15 protein-coding genes are annotated in these 14607 nt (G+C 46.2%); 6 read left to right on the top strand and 9 right to left on the bottom strand.

From position 1 onward, the window contains the following. Window positions 1–2: 2 nt before the first annotated feature. Window positions 3–872, bottom strand: coding sequence for a F0F1 ATP synthase subunit gamma (locus tag HTH_RS00885; protein ID WP_012962825.1), 870 nt, complete (start codon window positions 870–872; stop codon window positions 3–5). Window positions 873–911: 39 nt separating this feature from the next. On the opposite strand from HTH_RS00885, the gene lysS reads away from it, so the two are divergent. Continuing rightward, window positions 912–2615 (top strand): lysine--tRNA ligase, encoded by a 1704-nt coding sequence (gene lysS, locus HTH_RS00880; RefSeq protein WP_012962824.1) that lies wholly within the window; start codon window positions 912–914, stop codon window positions 2613–2615. Here lysS and HTH_RS00875 read toward each other — a convergent pair. Next, a complete protein-coding gene (locus HTH_RS00875) occupies window positions 2584–2976 on the bottom strand; it encodes a RidA family protein (RefSeq protein WP_012962823.1) in 393 nt (130 codons plus the stop codon). The two genes, lysS and HTH_RS00875, sit on opposite strands and share 32 nt — an antisense overlap. After that, complete coding sequence (locus HTH_RS00870) at window positions 2973–3722, bottom strand: YebC/PmpR family DNA-binding transcriptional regulator (protein ID WP_012962822.1); 750 nt, start codon at window positions 3720–3722, stop codon at window positions 2973–2975. Before HTH_RS00870 ends, HTH_RS00875 begins: the two co-directional genes overlap by 4 nt. A 28-nt stretch (window positions 3723–3750) precedes the next feature. Between HTH_RS00870 and miaA the strand changes: the two genes are divergently transcribed. Then, on the top strand, window positions 3751–4659 hold the full coding sequence (gene miaA, locus HTH_RS00865; protein ID WP_012962821.1) for a tRNA (adenosine(37)-N6)-dimethylallyltransferase MiaA: 909 nt from the start codon (window positions 3751–3753) through the stop codon (window positions 4657–4659). Here the strand turns inward: miaA and HTH_RS00860 are convergent. From HTH_RS00860 to gmk, 6 genes are all read right to left on the bottom strand, one after another. Beyond that, window positions 4631–5530: a protoglobin domain-containing protein gene (locus HTH_RS00860; protein ID WP_012962820.1), complete on the bottom strand. Its 900-nt coding sequence runs from the start codon at window positions 5528–5530 to the stop codon at window positions 4631–4633. The two genes, miaA and HTH_RS00860, sit on opposite strands and share 29 nt — an antisense overlap. After that, window positions 5508–6986 carry a menaquinone biosynthesis decarboxylase gene (locus tag HTH_RS00855; RefSeq protein WP_012962819.1) on the bottom strand — a complete coding sequence of 493 codons (1479 nt, stop codon included), beginning with the start codon at window positions 6984–6986 and terminating at the stop codon, window positions 5508–5510. Before HTH_RS00855 ends, HTH_RS00860 begins: the two co-directional genes overlap by 23 nt. Window positions 6987–7002: 16 nt before the next feature. Beyond that, the gene (locus tag HTH_RS00850; RefSeq protein WP_012962818.1) at window positions 7003–7614 is read right to left on the bottom strand and encodes a M23 family metallopeptidase; all 612 of its coding nucleotides are present in this window, start codon (window positions 7612–7614) and stop codon (window positions 7003–7005) included. Between the two features lie 84 nt (window positions 7615–7698). Next, the gene (rpsU, locus tag HTH_RS00845) at window positions 7699–7899 is read right to left on the bottom strand and encodes a 30S ribosomal protein S21 (RefSeq protein ID WP_012962817.1); all 201 of its coding nucleotides are present in this window, start codon (window positions 7897–7899) and stop codon (window positions 7699–7701) included. A 25-nt stretch (window positions 7900–7924) separates the two neighbouring features. Beyond that, window positions 7925–10303 carry an endopeptidase La gene (lon, locus tag HTH_RS00840; protein ID WP_012962816.1) on the bottom strand — a complete coding sequence of 793 codons (2379 nt, stop codon included), beginning with the start codon at window positions 10301–10303 and terminating at the stop codon, window positions 7925–7927. 11 nt (window positions 10304–10314) lie between these two features. Continuing rightward, window positions 10315–10956 (bottom strand): guanylate kinase, encoded by a 642-nt coding sequence (gene gmk, locus HTH_RS00835; protein WP_012962815.1) that lies wholly within the window; start codon window positions 10954–10956, stop codon window positions 10315–10317. A 133-nt stretch (window positions 10957–11089) separates the two neighbouring features. Here gmk and HTH_RS00830 point away from each other — a divergent pair, with 133 nt between their 5' ends. From HTH_RS00830 to HTH_RS00815, 4 genes are read left to right on the top strand one after another with little or no spacing between them, the layout of a single operon-like run. Continuing rightward, window positions 11090–11536, top strand: a complete 447-nt coding sequence (locus HTH_RS00830) for a c-type cytochrome (protein WP_012962814.1) — start codon at window positions 11090–11092, stop codon at window positions 11534–11536. A gap of 27 nt (window positions 11537–11563) precedes the next feature. After that, a complete protein-coding gene (gene nosZ / locus HTH_RS00825) occupies window positions 11564–13540 on the top strand; it encodes a Sec-dependent nitrous-oxide reductase (protein ID WP_012962813.1) in 1977 nt (658 codons plus the stop codon). A 12-nt stretch (window positions 13541–13552) separates the two neighbouring features. After that, on the top strand, window positions 13553–14155 hold the full coding sequence (locus HTH_RS00820; protein ID WP_012962812.1) for a hypothetical protein: 603 nt from the start codon (window positions 13553–13555) through the stop codon (window positions 14153–14155). Then, entirely contained in the window at window positions 14152–14607 is a 456-nt protein-coding gene (locus HTH_RS00815; protein WP_012962811.1) for a nitrous oxide reductase accessory protein NosL, read from the top strand. Before HTH_RS00820 ends, HTH_RS00815 begins: the two co-directional genes overlap by 4 nt.

The raw sequence follows: 14607 nt of genomic DNA, 5'->3' as shown, positions 1-14607 counted from the left end.
GCTCACTTCATAGCCTCCACTGCGTTTACTATGTCAATAAGCTCGGAAGTTATGGCTTCCTGCCTTGCCTTGTTGAATATGAGCGTCCAAGTCCTTACAAGCTCGTCCGCATTCCTTGTAGCATTGTCCATAGCCACCATCCTTGCGAAGTGTTCGGCAGCATTAGACTCCACCATAGCTCTGTATATTTGATAATTCAGATAAAGGTCCACCAGCTTACTTACAAACTCCTCTTTCTCTACTTCAAACTCATAAACGCCGTAATCCTCCCTTCCATCCTGTGGCTTTTCAAAGGGAAGGAAGGCGCGCATCATCGGTTTATAACTTACCCTGGTGACCATTTCATTGTTTAAAAGATACACGGCATCAGTTTCCCTACTGGCGTACCTGTCACGCACTATCTTCCCTACCTCCTTTACCACAGAAAAGTTTATCTCCTTTCTAAATACCTCGTCGTAGCCCTTTATAACTTGGTATCCCCTTTTGGAAAAGTATTGAAAGCCCTTTCTTCCTATGAGTATCAAGCTCACACCCACACCCAAGGAGCGCTTTTCGTTTATGAGTTCCTCAGCCCTCTTTATGAGGTTTGAGTTAAAAGCACCTGCAAGACCTCTATCCGCGGTAATGATTATAATATCCGCTTGTTTTTCCTCTCTTCTTTCAAGAAGGGGATGTGTTTCTGGGTCTATATGTCCAGAAAGATCCCTCAGCACCTGATAAAGCCTTTCTGAGTATGGTCTTGATGCGTAAAGAAGCTCTTGAGCCCTTCTGAGCTTAGCTGCAGAGACAACCTTCATCGCGTTGGTGATCCTACGGGTGTTTTTTATGCCCTGTATCTTTCTTCTGATGTCTCTGGGTGACAGCTTTGGCATGGAAAAAATTATAGCACATTTTGCTATAATGATAAAGCTATGGATCAGGAGAGACTCAAAAAACTTGAAAAATTGAAAGAACTTGACAATCCGTATCCTCACAAGTTTGAGGTAGATAGATTCATAGAGGATATAAGGCAGATGTTTGAAAAAGACCCATCGGGAGAGGAGGTGTGTATAAAGGGTAAAGTCAAGAGGGTATCCAAGATAGATGAAGGCTTTCTGGTGAGAGTTGCTGACCAAGAAGGTGTTGAAATGCTCGTTATCACAGCGCACAATTTGAATCAGGGAGAGGAGTACATCCTTAAGGGTAAGCTGGTAAGATACGAAGGGAAGCTAACTTTAAAGGATGCTGAACCTTCTGATAATCAGGCGATAGACATAAAGAGTTTAAAAGAAGCTTACGATTTTGACCCCAACTTTTATCAAGTCAGACTTGCTGGGAGACTTGTATCTCTCAGAAGTATGGGCAAAGCCATCTTTGGACACCTTCAGGATGCGACGGGAAAAGTGCAGATATACATAAAAAAGGATGTAGTTGGAGATGAGAAGTTTAAGGTGTTTGATGACCTTTTTGACCTGGGAGATGTGATAGGAGTTGTGGGAAGGCTTTTCAGGACCAGCACTGGAGAATTAACTGTTGAGGTTCAAGACTTTAAAATGCTTGCCAAAAGTCTCCATCCCTTACCAGAAAAGTGGCACGGACTAAAGGATGTGGAAGTTCGCTACAGACAGAGGTATCTGGACCTTATATCCAACGAAAAGGCAAGAAGAATAACCCTGCTCAGAAGTAAACTCCTTTCGGAGATAAGAAAGTTCCTTGAAGAGAGAGGATTTATAGAGGCGGAAACGCCAGTCCTTCAACACATTGCCTCTGGTGCCAACGCCAAACCTTTTATCACATATCACAACTACCTGGAACAGAACCTATACCTAAGGATAGCACCCGAACTTTACCTAAAGAGGCTTATTGTTGGAGGCTTCAACAGAGTTTACGAGCTTGGCAAGAACTTCAGAAACGAAGGCGTGGACACCACTCACAATCCAGAATTTACCATGCTGGAGTTTTACTGCGCTTACTGGGACTATAAGGACCTCATGGAATTCACCCAAGAGCTTTTCTCTCACCTTCTTAAAAAACTCGTGGGAAGCCTTAAGATAACCTATCAGAACTACACCCTTGACTTTACCCCCCCTTACAAAGTATACAGATACTTTGACCTTCTTTTGGAAAAAACCGGCAAAGACAAGGATTTCTTTTTAAGGCACGAAAAAGAAGTCAGAAAACTTGCCGCCGAGCTGGGCATTCCCAAAGCACAGGAGCTTACTCACGCTAAGCTTCTTGACAAGATATTTGATGTGCTGGTGGAGGACGAGCTTATAGGTCCCGCTTTTGTGATTGACTTTCCCAAACTGCTCTCACCGCTTGCCAAAACCCACAGAGAAGATGAAGACCTGGTAGAAAGGTTTGAGCTTTTTGTAGCCGGAAAAGAGATAGCCAACGCTTACACGGAACTTAACGATCCCATAGAACAGAGAGATAGGTTTTTACAGCAGATAAAGGAGAAGGAGATGGGGGATGAGGAGGCTATGCAGATGGACGAGGACTTTATTACCGCCTTGGAGTATGGCATGCCCCCCACTGCTGGAGAGGGCATAGGTATAGACAGATTAGTGATGCTCCTTGCGGATGTGGACTCTATAAGGGAGGTTATCCTCTTTCCTGCTTTACGGCAGCGATGATATCTATCTCCACCATGGCTCCTAAGGGAAGCTCACTCACGCCTACGGTAGTCCTTGCTGGCTTTACCTCAACATCTTTTAAAAACTCCTGATAAAGGGCATTAAAGGTGGCAAACAGTGAAAGGTCTTTTAGATAAACCACCACCTTGGCTATGCTATTTTTGTCCGCACCTGCGGTTTTTAAAATCCCTTCTACATTTTCAAAAATCTGCCTTACCTGCTCCTCAAAAGTGTCTTTAATAAGCCCCGTCTGTGGGTCTATACCTATCTGACCTGAAAGAAAGAGCCAGCTACCGCATATGACCGCCTGAGAATACGGACCTACAGGTTTTGGAGCCTTTTCTGTGTAAACACTTTTCATGCGGACGCTCTCAGCACCTCCTCCGGTATATCAAAGTTAGATATCACGTTCTGTACATCATCAAGCTCATCCAGGGCGTCAAGAAGTTTTATGAGTTTTTTAGCAGTTTCTGGGTCAGTTATCTGCACTGTGCTTAGAGGTTTGTATGTTATGGTTGCATTTTCAACAGGTATATTTTCCTTTAAGAGACTGTCTTTTACCGTGTAAAACATCTCGGGCTTTGTGTAAATTATATAAGAGGTTTCACCCGTTTCTATGTCTTCTGCACCTGCTTCTATAGCCTTTTCGTAAAGCACATCTTCTGACAGTCCCTCCTTTGGCACTTCCATATACCCAACCCTTTCAAACATGTAAGATACACAACCCGAAGACCCAAGATTACCACCGTGTTTGGAAAAGACATGTCTTATTTCCGCAGTTGTTCTATTTCTGTTGTCTGTGGTAGCCATCACCATTATGGCAGCACCGCCAGGACCGTACCCCTCATATAGCACCTCCTCGTAAGACTCACCCCCCAGCTCACCGGCACCCTTTTTGATGGCTCTTTCTATGGTTTCCGCAGGCATATTTACCCTTCTTGCGTTCTCTATGGCAGTTCTGAGTCTTGAGTTGGTTTCCGGGTTTGGACCCCCTTCTCTGACTGCAACGGTGATCTCCCTTATGATTTTGCTAAAGAGCTTGCCCCTCTGTGCATCTACCTTGGCTTTTTTGTGCTTTATCTGTGCCCAATGACTATGTCCCGCCATAGGATATAATTATAACCCCACTGAAGTTATGATACTGCTAATAGGCGGACCTACAGCCAGCGGTAAGTCTTTTATAGCCTGCCAAGTTGCAAAGGTGCTAAATGGAGAAATAATAAGCGCCGATTCCATGAGCGTGTATAGACACATGGACATAGGCACTGCAAAACCTCTGGATTGCATGAAGGTGATAAAACATCACATGATTGACATAATTGATCCTGGGCAGACTTTTGATGCAAAAACCTTTGAGGAGCTATCTTGCAAAGCTATAGAGGACATAGAGAGTAGAGGTAAATTGCCCATCGTGTGCGGAGGCACATATCTATACATACAGGCGCTTCTTTATGGTATAGACGAATCTCCGCCACCTGATTGGTCTTTAAGAGAGAGGCTCTACAGGATAGCAAAGGAAAAAGGGAGCCATTACTTATATGAAAAGCTAAAAGCCATTGATAAAAGGTATGCCTTGAAGATATCACCCAACGACAGCAGAAGGATAGTAAGAGCCTTAGAGGTATTTATTCAAACGGGGAAACCTTTCTCTTCCTTCCACCATTGGGGAAAACCGAAGGTAGAGTTTAAAGCCTTTTACATAAAGCGCAGTTGGGAGACCCTTTCCAGAAGAATAGAGGAGAGAGTGCACCAGATGATAAAGGATGGTCTTGTAGAAGAGGTAAAGAGACTGGTGGATATGGGTTTTGAGAGTTTTCTTACCTCTCCGCAGGCTATAGGCTACAAGGAGCTTTTGCCCTACCTGAAGGGTCTTATAAGCCTTGAGGAGGCTGTGGAAAGCATAATAAAGAACACTAAAGAGTACGCCAAAAGACAGATAAGGTGGTTCAGAAGACAGGGATGGGAAGAGGTGGATGCGGAAAGACTTGGCATAGAAGGAAGTGCGGACTACATAGTCAGAGCTTTGACTCCACTCTGTAAATGAGCCAGAAGACTACACCAAGCGACAGCGTCACCACTGAGAGGGTTATAAGCTCCTGAACTTTTTCCGGTGAGAGGGATATGATGAGTATCTTTCTTATAACCGCAGCAAGGGCAACACCTACAAAGACCTTCAGGCTCAGGGCGGAGCCTCTTATGTGCTTTATCTCCTCCGCCAGAAGCTCCGATATGGCGTAAAGCACAAGCACTGAACCCAGTATGCTAAGCCCACCCCTCTCAAGAGGGAAATCACCCTTCAGAACAAGCCCTATCTCATAAACTATCCAGAAAATGAGAAAAACGCCTACCACTGCCAAGGTGAGAATTATAAAGGTGTCAAAAAACCATGAAACTCTCCTTACATTTTCAATGAGCAGCCTCTGATACTTTCCAGATGCGAGGTAAAGCCTTAGCTCTTCCTCTCTGAAGGAGTTTATCATCACATCAAGGTTTATGTCCAGCGCCTTGTTTATGGATTTTAGTATGCTGTTGGCTTCTAGAGTAGAGCCCATCTCCATTGTAAGTTTGTCCGCTATGTAATTCCTCACAAAGTTCATGGAAGCTTGCACATAGTGAGGTGGCAAGCCTATCCTCACATGTGTCTCCCCTATTCTGTAGAGCTTTCTCAGGTACTGAGCATCATACTTGGAGGTAAAGAGGGAAGCAAACCAGCCCTTTACCTTTTCCTTGTGTCTCTTCCTTACCTCTTCATCAGGTAAATACTTGCTGGTATCTGAAAAGTTCTCAAGGTATCTGTAGAACTCCTCAATAAAGTCCTCCTTGTACTTTTCTCCCAACCAGGAGACTTTGGCTAAGTTTTCCTCGTCTTCCTCCGTCCAGCCGTAATGTACCTTAAGCTCCTCTATTGTCTCCATATATCTGATATTTTATCCTGTCCCAGAGCTTGTCCATCTTTTCTTTTACTTCCTTTGACATTTCTATTACCTTGGGCCACTCTCTGGTGTATCCTTCCTCCTTCCACTTGGTGGTGGCGTCTATGACCATCTTGCCCCCAACTCCCACCTGGCTGGTAGAGTGGTCCAGCACGTCTATGGGACCCTTTAGTATAAGCACATCCCTTGATGGGTCCATGTTGTTGCCCCAAGCCCACAGAACCTCCTCCATGTTGTGGACATTGACCCACTCGTCAAACACCACTATGACCTTTTCCAGAGACATAAGCCCAAGACCTAAAAGCGCATAAGCCACCTTAAAGGCATGCCCGGGATAGCGCTTTTTTATGGAAACAAAGCAGAAGTTGTGGAAGCACCCTTCCGCAGGCAGGTGGTAGTCCACCACTTCAGGCAGGTTGAACTTGATAAGAGGCAGGAATATCCTCTCGGTTGCCCAGCCTATGTACTTGTCCTCCTGAGGTGGTCTTCCCACCAGCGTGGAGAGGTATATGGGGTTGTCTCTGTGGAGTATGGCGGTTATGTGCATTCTGGGATACTTATCTACGGGTGTGTAAAAGCCCGTGTGGTCTCCAAAAGGACCTTCGTCTACAAGCGGCTCCTGTGGGTCCACATAGCCCTCTATGGCTATCTCCGCGTGCGCAGGGTATTCTACTTGCACCGTCTCGCCCTTTACCAGCTCCACACCTTCTTCTCTTATGAGCCCTGCAAAGAGGTATTCGTCCACTTCAGGTGGGAGCGGTGCGGAGGCTACATAAGAAAGCACCGGGTCCCCTCCTATGGCTATGGCTACCTCCAGCTTTTTACCAAGCCTCTTTGCCTTCCAGTAGTGGTGGTTTCCGTCCTTGTGTATCTGCCAGTGGAGGGCAAGCTCCGTAGGAGAAAGCACCTGCACCCTATAGAGTCCCACGTTTCTTATACCGCTCTCTGGGTCCTTTGTTATAACCTGTCCAAAGGTGATGTACCTACCCCCGTCCTCGGGCCAGCACTTGGGTATGGGAAAGTCCAGCACATTGATTTTTTCTTTTATTATGTTCTCCTTTACCGGTCCCTTTCTGACAATTCTGGGTAGAGAGTCATTTAGCTTTTTTAGCTCCGGGAGGCGCTTGAGCTTTTCCAGAAAGGTGTTTGGTATCTCGGGTCTTAAAAGTCTGTAGAGCTTCCAGCCTATGTCTTCTAAGTTTTCATAGCCAAGAGCCAGCTTTATTCTCTTTTCTGAGCCCAGCATGTTGGTAAGCACAGGCACCGAGTAGCCTTCTACTTTTTCAAAAAGCAGAGCTTTACCTCCTCCGGGAGTTTTTGAAACTCTGTCGGTGACCTCGGAGATCTCCAAGATTGGTGATACAGGCTCCTTTATTCGGGCGAGCTCACCCTCTCTTTCCAAAGTCTTTAGAAATTCTCTAAGGTCTGTGTAGGGCATATAAATAATTTATGACTTAAGGCAGGTAAGCTATGGGATTTTGCCTTATGCCGTATCTTATCACCTCGTAGTGCAGGTGCGGTCCTGTGGTCCTTCCCGTCATCCCCACCCTACCTATTATCTGTCCTTTAACTACCTTGTCTCCGTAGCTTACCGATATATCCGAGAGGTGTCCGTACAGAGTGACAAAGCCGTATCCGTGATACACTATAACAGTTTTTCCGTATCCACTTAGCCATCCTGCGTATATAACCCTGCCGTCAGAAGCCACACTTACAGGTGTGCCGTAAGGCACAGATATGTCAATGCCAGGATGGAACTCCTTTACTCTTCCCATCCTTCTCCAGCCGTAATCGGAGGTAACAAGTCCAACAACAGGCCATATATCGGGTTTTATCGTGTCAACGGTTTTCACGTCCAGAAGCTCCTTCATGGCTTTTTCTACTGAAGATTCAACGGATATTATCCTGTCAACGCTCTGCGTATCAAAGTCCTCCTTCTGAAGCTCTTTTTCGGGTGTGAACTCAAAGGTGTCCTTTGCAGGTCCGCCAATACCTAAGGGGGAGCTGTCAACGGCAGGCTTGCACAGGACACCTCCGAGCGCAAACGCAAGAAACAGCTTTTTCATGATCACACCTCCGCTCGGTTTTAGAATACTTTAACACCTGTGCGAGCAGGGTGTCAAGAAAAAGTGAGAGAATATCACTCCACCCTACAAAAGATTTTTCTTCTTTAATGCCTTTAGCAGTCTCTTTCTTGCAGCTCTTTCCTTTCTCTTCTTCTTCTCGCTGGGCTTTTCGTAAAACTGCCTTCTTTTAACTTCTGTAAGTATTCCTTCCTTCTCAACTATCCTTTTGAACTTCTTAAGCACCTTCTCAAAGGATTCGTTTTCACCTACCTCAACTATAGCCAACCAATATCACCTCCTTGTATGGTTATTATAGCACACTCTGTTTTGTAAGTAAAGCAAGGTCAAAAACTTCATCAAGGTTGCTAACAAAGTGAAGAGTCATCTTGTCTCTCACATACTCAGGCAGGTCTTCCAGTACTTCATCCTTGTTCTTCTCCGGAAGTATCACCTGATATATACCCGCTCTCTTTGCTGCGAGTATCTTTTCCTTTAGCCCCCCCACCGGCAGGACTCTTCCTCTCAAGGTCACCTCCCCTGTCATAGCAATGTCCATCCTTACAGGCCTTTCCGTAAACAAAGAGATAAGCGCTGTAGCTATGGTTATACCTGCGGAGGGACCATCTTTGGGTACAGCACCTTCGGGTACATGTATATGCACATCAAAGTTGGAAAAGGCATCCGGATCTATGCCGTAATCCTCAGCTTTGGACTTTATGTAAGAAAGAGCCGCCTGAGCAGACTCCTTCATAATATCGCCCAAAGACCCGGTTAGCAACAGATTGCCCTTGCCTTTGAACTTGGTAGCCTCTATGAGCATAATCTCGCCCCCTACCTCCGTCCATGCGAGCCCAACTGCAATACCCACCATAGGTTTTTCTTCCTTTTCTATGTAGCGTCTTGGAACACCCAAGTAGGTTCTTATGTCCTGAGCGTTTACCATAAAGGGAGGGTTCTCCCCTTTTAGCTTCTTAAGAGCCAGCTTTCTGAGCACGCTTCCCAAATACCTCTGGAGGTTTCTGACGCCTGACTCTCTGGTATAACCTCTGATGACCTCAAGTATGGCATCATCCGAGAGAGCCACCTCATCATCTTTAAAGCCATGAAGGGGTAAAAGCTTAGGCAAAAGGTGATTTTTGGCTATGAAGACTTTCTCCTCTTCCGAGTATCCTGCAAGGCTTATAACTTCCATCCTGTCCAACAGAGGTCTGGGTATGGTGTCTATGCGGTTGGCTGTGCATATGAAAAAGACATCCGAAAGGTCAAAGGGCATACCAATGTAAAGGTCTACAAAGTTCTTATTCTGCTCAGGGTCCAAAACCTCCAAGAGGGCTGCAGCTGGATCGCCCTGAAAAGAGATGGATATCTTGTCCACCTCGTCAAGCACTATGAGAGGATTCTTCGTTCCCGCCTGCTTTATAGCCTGTATTATCCTTCCTGGCATGGCACCCACATATGTTCTTCTGTGGCCTCTTATTTCAGCCTCATCCCTTATACCACCTAGAGAGATTCTTACAAACTTCCTTCCAAGAGATTCCGCTATGGACTTTCCTAAGGATGTTTTTCCAACACCCGGTGGACCAACAAAGCAGAGTATCTGAACTGCAGACTTCTTGCCTTTGGTTAGCTTTCTGACAGCAAGGTACTCTATTATTCTGTCCTTTACCTTCTCAAGGTCGTAGTGGTCTCTATCCAGAACCTGCCTTGCCTTTTCAAGGTTGTACCTGTCTTTGGTTTTTTTGTTCCATGGAAGGTCAAGCACCCAGTCAAGCCAAGTTCTCAAAACACCCGCCTCTGCAGACTCTGGATGGAGCTTCTCTAATCTATTTATCTGCTTTTCTATTTCACTTTTTGTAGCTTTCTCCAGTTTAAGCTTAGAGAGCTTCTCTCTGTATTCCTCTATCTCCGCCTTTCTCTCATCACCCTCACCAAGCTCCTCCTGTATGGCTTTGAGTTGCTGCCGCAGGAAGTACTCTCTCTGCTCCCTTTCCATCCTCTCCCTTGCTATGTTCCTTATCCTGCTCTGCACCTCAAGAAGTCCCACCTCGTTAAGGGCGTGCTGATGCACCAGCCTGAGTCTTTCCCTTGGGTCCAGTGTTTCCAGCACAGCCTGAGCTTCCTTCGACTTTATGTCAAGGACGGAAGCTGTTATGTCAGCAAGCTTTCCAGGGTCTTCTATATCCCTTATGAGCATAAGAAGGTCTGGAATGACCTGCTTCCCCAAAGACACAGCTCTGTCTAAGAGCTCTTTAAGGGAGCTTATGTAAGCTCTATCCTCCTTGCTGAGCTCTTCGGGCTTTATCTCTTTATCCTCTAACACCTCAACGAGGGATGCATAATAACCATCCGCTTTCTTGTAGTCTATCAGCTTTGCCCTTTTTAGTCCCTGCACTAAGATCTTGAGCCTTCCTTCCTCTATGGGTGCTGTTCTGATAATATGCGCTACAGTTCCTACGCGGTAAAGGTCTTCTATGGAAGGCTCTTCCAAGTCCCTTTCCCTCTGAAGCACTAAGAAGATGAGCCTGTCTTTTTTGAGAGCTTCCTCTATCGCTCTTATGGAGAAGGCTCTTCCCACAAAGAGGGGCATAACCATGGTGGGAAACACCACCAGGTCTCTGAGTGGCATGGTGGGAAGTTCAAAGCTTCCTGCAGGAATCTGCGGCACCTTTATAAATTCCTCTCCTATCATGTCCTCTCCTCTTAAAAGATATCACACCTGCCTTTGAGCAGTATATCCTTTATAGTATCATCTTTGACGAGCTTTTCTATGTCTTTAAACACCCTCTCCTTTGTGTGTCTGTAAGAATTTACTATGTGCTTTATGGCTTCCACAGCCTTGTCAAGAAAATCGTTGACCACTATGTAATCAAAGTGCCTGGCACAGGCTATTTCTACTTCCACTTTCTTCTCCCTCTCCAGAAGGTTTTCCTCCGCATACCCTCGTGTGATGAGACGCCTCTTTAGTTCCTCAAGAGATGGAGGCAGAAGGAAAATAAGAATACTTTCCGGGAGTTTATCCTTTATGCTCTTTGCACCTTGCACATCTATAACCAGAAGAGCGTCAAAACCCTCCTCTAACACCTTTTTTACCTGCTCCTTTGGAGTGCCGTAGTAATTGCCATACACGGAGGCATACTCAAGGAAAATGCTATCCTTTATACCCCTCTCAAACTCCTCCCTGCTCATGAAAATATAGTCCACACCTTCTCTCTCTCCTTCCCTTTTTGATCTTGTTGTTGCAGTCACCACCCTTTTAATACCAGAAACTTCTCTGATGAGCTTTTCCGCCACAGTGGTTTTGCCTGCTCCAGATGGTGCTGAGAGAACAAAAAGACAACCCATAAGAAGATTTTAGCAGAAAAGGTGGCACAGCGTGTAGGGTGGGTCAGGATTATAAGAAATACTTATAACTTGACAAAAAAATCCTTATACCTTATATTAAGTTTTATGAGATTGATCACACAGGAGGTGCAAGATGAAAAAGGCTTTCCTGCTCATTTCCCTTTCAGGTCTTTTGCTCTTTTCGTGCAAGGAAAAACCGCCGGAGGCTCCTGCTACACCACCAGAGAAGCCAAAGGAGGAGGCTGTAAGCGATAAAGGTATAGGTCCCATAAAAGAGGTTCAGCTGGGACCCGTAGACCAGAACCTAGTTAAGAGGGGTAAGGAGATCTTTGATTCCAAATGTGCCACATGCCACAAGCTTGAGGAGAGGTATGTGGGACCCCCTCTCAAAGGTGTGACCAAGAGGAGAAAACCCGAGTGGATCATGAATATGATACTAAATCCTACCGAGATGGAACAGAAGGACCCAATAGCCAAGCAGTTGCTCTCCGAGTATCTTACTCAGATGACTTTCCAAAATGTGTCCCAAGAGGATGCGAGGGCGATACTTGAGTACTTAAGAAGTGTTGACGAAAAGTAATTAAACCTTATAAAAGGAGGTGACACCATGTTGGGTAAGAAGAAGCTTCTGGTAGGAGGGCTTTCGGCTCTCGTGGTAGGTGCTCTTTTGGCAGGATGTCCACCCAAAAAGGAGCTAAAAACTGAGGTGGGTACTGCAGAGGTTGCCCAGAAGGTTTATGTTCCTCCGGGCAAGTACGATGAGTTTTACGCTTTTCTGTCGGGAGGTTTCAGCGGGCAGGTTTCCGTCTACGGGCTTCCCTCTGGAAGGCTCATAAAGATCATCAAGGTTTTCTCTCAGGACCCGGAGACTGGCTACGGCTACACACCCGAGACAAAGCCTATGCTTATGACTTCGCACGGCTTTGTCCCATGGGATGACTCTCACCATCCAGAGCTTTCCCAGACTGACGGAGTGCCGGACGGCAGATGGCTCTTTATAAACGCCAACAATGTACCACGGATAGCTAGGATTGACCTCTCCACCTTTGAAACAACAGAAATAATTGAAATACCTAACTCTGCTGGAAATCACGCATCCCCCTTCATAACACCCGACTCTAAGTATGTTACCGCTGCAACCCGTTTCTCCGTACCCATACCCCAGAAGGATGTACCCATAAGCTCTTATGCGGAGAACTTTAAGGGTACCTTATCCTTCATAAAGGCTAACGAGCCGGGAAAGATGGATGTGGCCTTTCAGATACTTGTACCCGGATACGACTATGACCTGGCGCACTGTGGAAAGGGTCCTTCGTACGGCTGGTGTTTCTTCACATCTTACAACACGGAGCAGGCTTACACCCTTCTTGAGATAAACGCTTCAAAGAACGACAAGGACTACATAGCGGCGGTCAACTGGAAGAGGGCGGAGGAGTGCATAGCACAGGGCAAGTATCAGGAAATACCTGCAACTTACTACCACAATTACTATGATGAGAAGAAACATATGGCTTTCTCCGAGGTCAAAAAGTCGGTGAAAGTCATAATCCCCAAGGACTGCCCGGGTGTTATGTATTACCTTCCCACACCCAAGTCCCCCCACGGCGTTGATGTATCCCCGGACGGTGAGTACATCATAGGTGGTGGAAAGCTTGCCACTGTCATACCAATACACTCCTTCTCCAAGATGCTGAAAGCCATAGAGCAGAAAGCTTTTGAGAAGGAGGTGGACGGCATACCTGTTTTGAAGTACGATGCGGTGCTTCACTGTGAGGTACCGAAGCCATGTCTTGGACCTCTTCACACAGAATTTGATGGAAAGGGCTTTGCCTACACTTCCTGCTTTGTCTCCTCGGAAGTGGTCAAGTACGACTACAAGCAGTGCAAAGTGGTTGACAGGGCACCCACCTACTACTCCATAGGACACCTGATGATACCCGGTGGTGATTCTGCAAAACCTTGGGGCAAGTACCTCCTTGCCATGAACAAGATTACAAAGGACAGGTACCTCCCAACAGGTCCGGAGCTGTTCCAGTCCGCACAGCTTTACGACATAACAGGTGAGAAGATGCAACTGCTTCTTGACTTTGCCACCATAGGGGAACCCCACTACGCGCAAGGTATACCTGTGGACATAATAATGAAAAATGTCAAAAAGATCTATCCCCTTGCTGAAAATGAGCATCCTTATGCGGTAAAGGCTGAAAAGGATGCAAGGGTGGAGAGGAAAGGCAACGAGGTTCATGTTTACATGACCATGATAAGGTCACACTTTGTCCCCGATAATATAGAGGGCATAAAAGTGGGAGATACCGTTTACTTCCACCTTACTAACCTTGAGCAGGACTGGGACATACCTCACGGCTTTGCGGTAAAAGGCTCGGAAGATGCGGAGATTCTAGTCATGCCCGGTGAGACCAAGACCCTTGTGTGGAAGCCGAAAGCTCCTGGCGTTTATCCCTTCTACTGCACCGACTTTTGCTCGGCTTTGCACCAGGAGATGCAGGGTTATGTGAGGGTATCTCCTGCAGGATCCAATGTCCCCCTAAAGTACTACACAGGCACACCCACAGCTCAAAAGTAAGGAGGTAATGACATGAGCATCTTTTCAAGGGGGCTTTTAGCCCTCGCTTCTTTATTACTTGTTCTTACTTACTTTTTCCCCCTCTGGAGGATACAGCTGATAGCTCCCCAGTATCCGGAGGGGCTTAGGATGTTCATATGGGTAAACAGGATAACCGGCGGTACGGAGTTTGACCTTTACAACATAAACCTTCTAAACCACTACATAGGCATGAAGCATATAGACCCCAACGCGATACCGGAGCTTAAAGTGCTTCCCTTTATAATGGCTTTCCTCATAGCCTTTGGGCTTATCTCGGCTCTTCTGGCTAAGAGGATACTCCTTTACGCGTGGGTTGGGACTTTTATAGCTCTTGCTATTATAGGTCTTGCGGATTTCTACAAATGGGAGTATGATTACGGGCATAACCTTGACCCCAGCGCACCCATAAAGATACCCGGGCTTGCCTACCAGCCACCCCTCATAGGTAGCAAACAACTGCTAAATATGACGGCAAGTTCCTTCCCTGACATCGGTGGCTACATAGCCTTAGTCTCTTTACTGCTTGGTATAGCTGCGGTTGCTCTGGAAATTAAACTATCAAAGACTGCAAAGATGGAGGTAAAACCTGCATGAGATTCCTACTCCGAGTGCTATGGGTCTTCCTGCCCCTTCTTCTTTTTTCCTGTGCCACCGACAAGCCACAGCCCATAAAGGTGGGTGAGGATGTGTGCGAGCAGTGTAAGATGGTCATAGCGGATAAGAGGTTTGCCTCCGAGGTGATAACTAAAAAGGGAAAGGTTTACAAGTTTGATGCCATAGAGTGCATGGTGGGATATTACAACGAGAACGAGGAGGAGATAAAAAGAGCTTATGTGATAAACTTTCTAAATCCTGAGGAGTTTTTACCTGCACAGTCCGCTTACTATGTGAGAAGCCCTCAGATAAGGAGTCCCATGGGTATGAACCTGTCTGCCTACAGAAGCAGGGAGGATGCTCAAAAGGCTCTTCAGGGCAAAGAGGGTGAAATACTTGATTGGCAGGCTCTGAGGGAGTTTATAAAAAGGGAGTACAGGTTCTCTCACTGA

Source organism: Hydrogenobacter thermophilus TK-6, from assembly GCF_000010785.1.
In the GTDB taxonomy this organism is placed as follows: domain Bacteria; phylum Aquificota; class Aquificia; order Aquificales; family Aquificaceae; genus Hydrogenobacter; species Hydrogenobacter thermophilus.
Note: the sequence above shows the minus strand (reverse complement) of the source record. Positions and strands in the feature narration are given on the sequence as shown.

What these genes read in the sequence shown, in the direction of transcription:
- HTH_RS00885 (WP_012962825.1), bottom strand. Translation starts at nt 872, where the DNA reads ATGCCAAAGCTGTCACCCAGAGACATCAGAAGAAAGATACAGGGCATA.
- lysS (WP_012962824.1), top strand. Translation starts at nt 912, where the DNA reads ATGGATCAGGAGAGACTCAAAAAACTTGAAAAATTGAAAGAACTTGAC.
- HTH_RS00875 (WP_012962823.1), bottom strand. Translation starts at nt 2,976, where the DNA reads ATGAAAAGTGTTTACACAGAAAAGGCTCCAAAACCTGTAGGTCCGTAT.
- HTH_RS00870 (WP_012962822.1), bottom strand. Translation starts at nt 3,722, where the DNA reads ATGGCGGGACATAGTCATTGGGCACAGATAAAGCACAAAAAAGCCAAG.
- miaA (WP_012962821.1), top strand. Translation starts at nt 3,751, where the DNA reads ATGATACTGCTAATAGGCGGACCTACAGCCAGCGGTAAGTCTTTTATA.
- HTH_RS00860 (WP_012962820.1), bottom strand. Translation starts at nt 5,530, where the DNA reads ATGGAGACAATAGAGGAGCTTAAGGTACATTACGGCTGGACGGAGGAA.
- HTH_RS00855 (WP_012962819.1), bottom strand. Translation starts at nt 6,986, where the DNA reads ATGCCCTACACAGACCTTAGAGAATTTCTAAAGACTTTGGAAAGAGAG.
- HTH_RS00850 (WP_012962818.1), bottom strand. Translation starts at nt 7,614, where the DNA reads ATGAAAAAGCTGTTTCTTGCGTTTGCGCTCGGAGGTGTCCTGTGCAAG.
- lon (WP_012962816.1), bottom strand. Translation starts at nt 10,303, where the DNA reads ATGATAGGAGAGGAATTTATAAAGGTGCCGCAGATTCCTGCAGGAAGC.
- gmk (WP_012962815.1), bottom strand. Translation starts at nt 10,956, where the DNA reads ATGGGTTGTCTTTTTGTTCTCTCAGCACCATCTGGAGCAGGCAAAACC.
- HTH_RS00830 (WP_012962814.1), top strand. Translation starts at nt 11,090, where the DNA reads ATGAAAAAGGCTTTCCTGCTCATTTCCCTTTCAGGTCTTTTGCTCTTT.
- nosZ (WP_012962813.1), top strand. Translation starts at nt 11,564, where the DNA reads ATGTTGGGTAAGAAGAAGCTTCTGGTAGGAGGGCTTTCGGCTCTCGTG.
- HTH_RS00820 (WP_012962812.1), top strand. Translation starts at nt 13,553, where the DNA reads ATGAGCATCTTTTCAAGGGGGCTTTTAGCCCTCGCTTCTTTATTACTT.
- HTH_RS00815 (WP_012962811.1), top strand. Translation starts at nt 14,152, where the DNA reads ATGAGATTCCTACTCCGAGTGCTATGGGTCTTCCTGCCCCTTCTTCTT.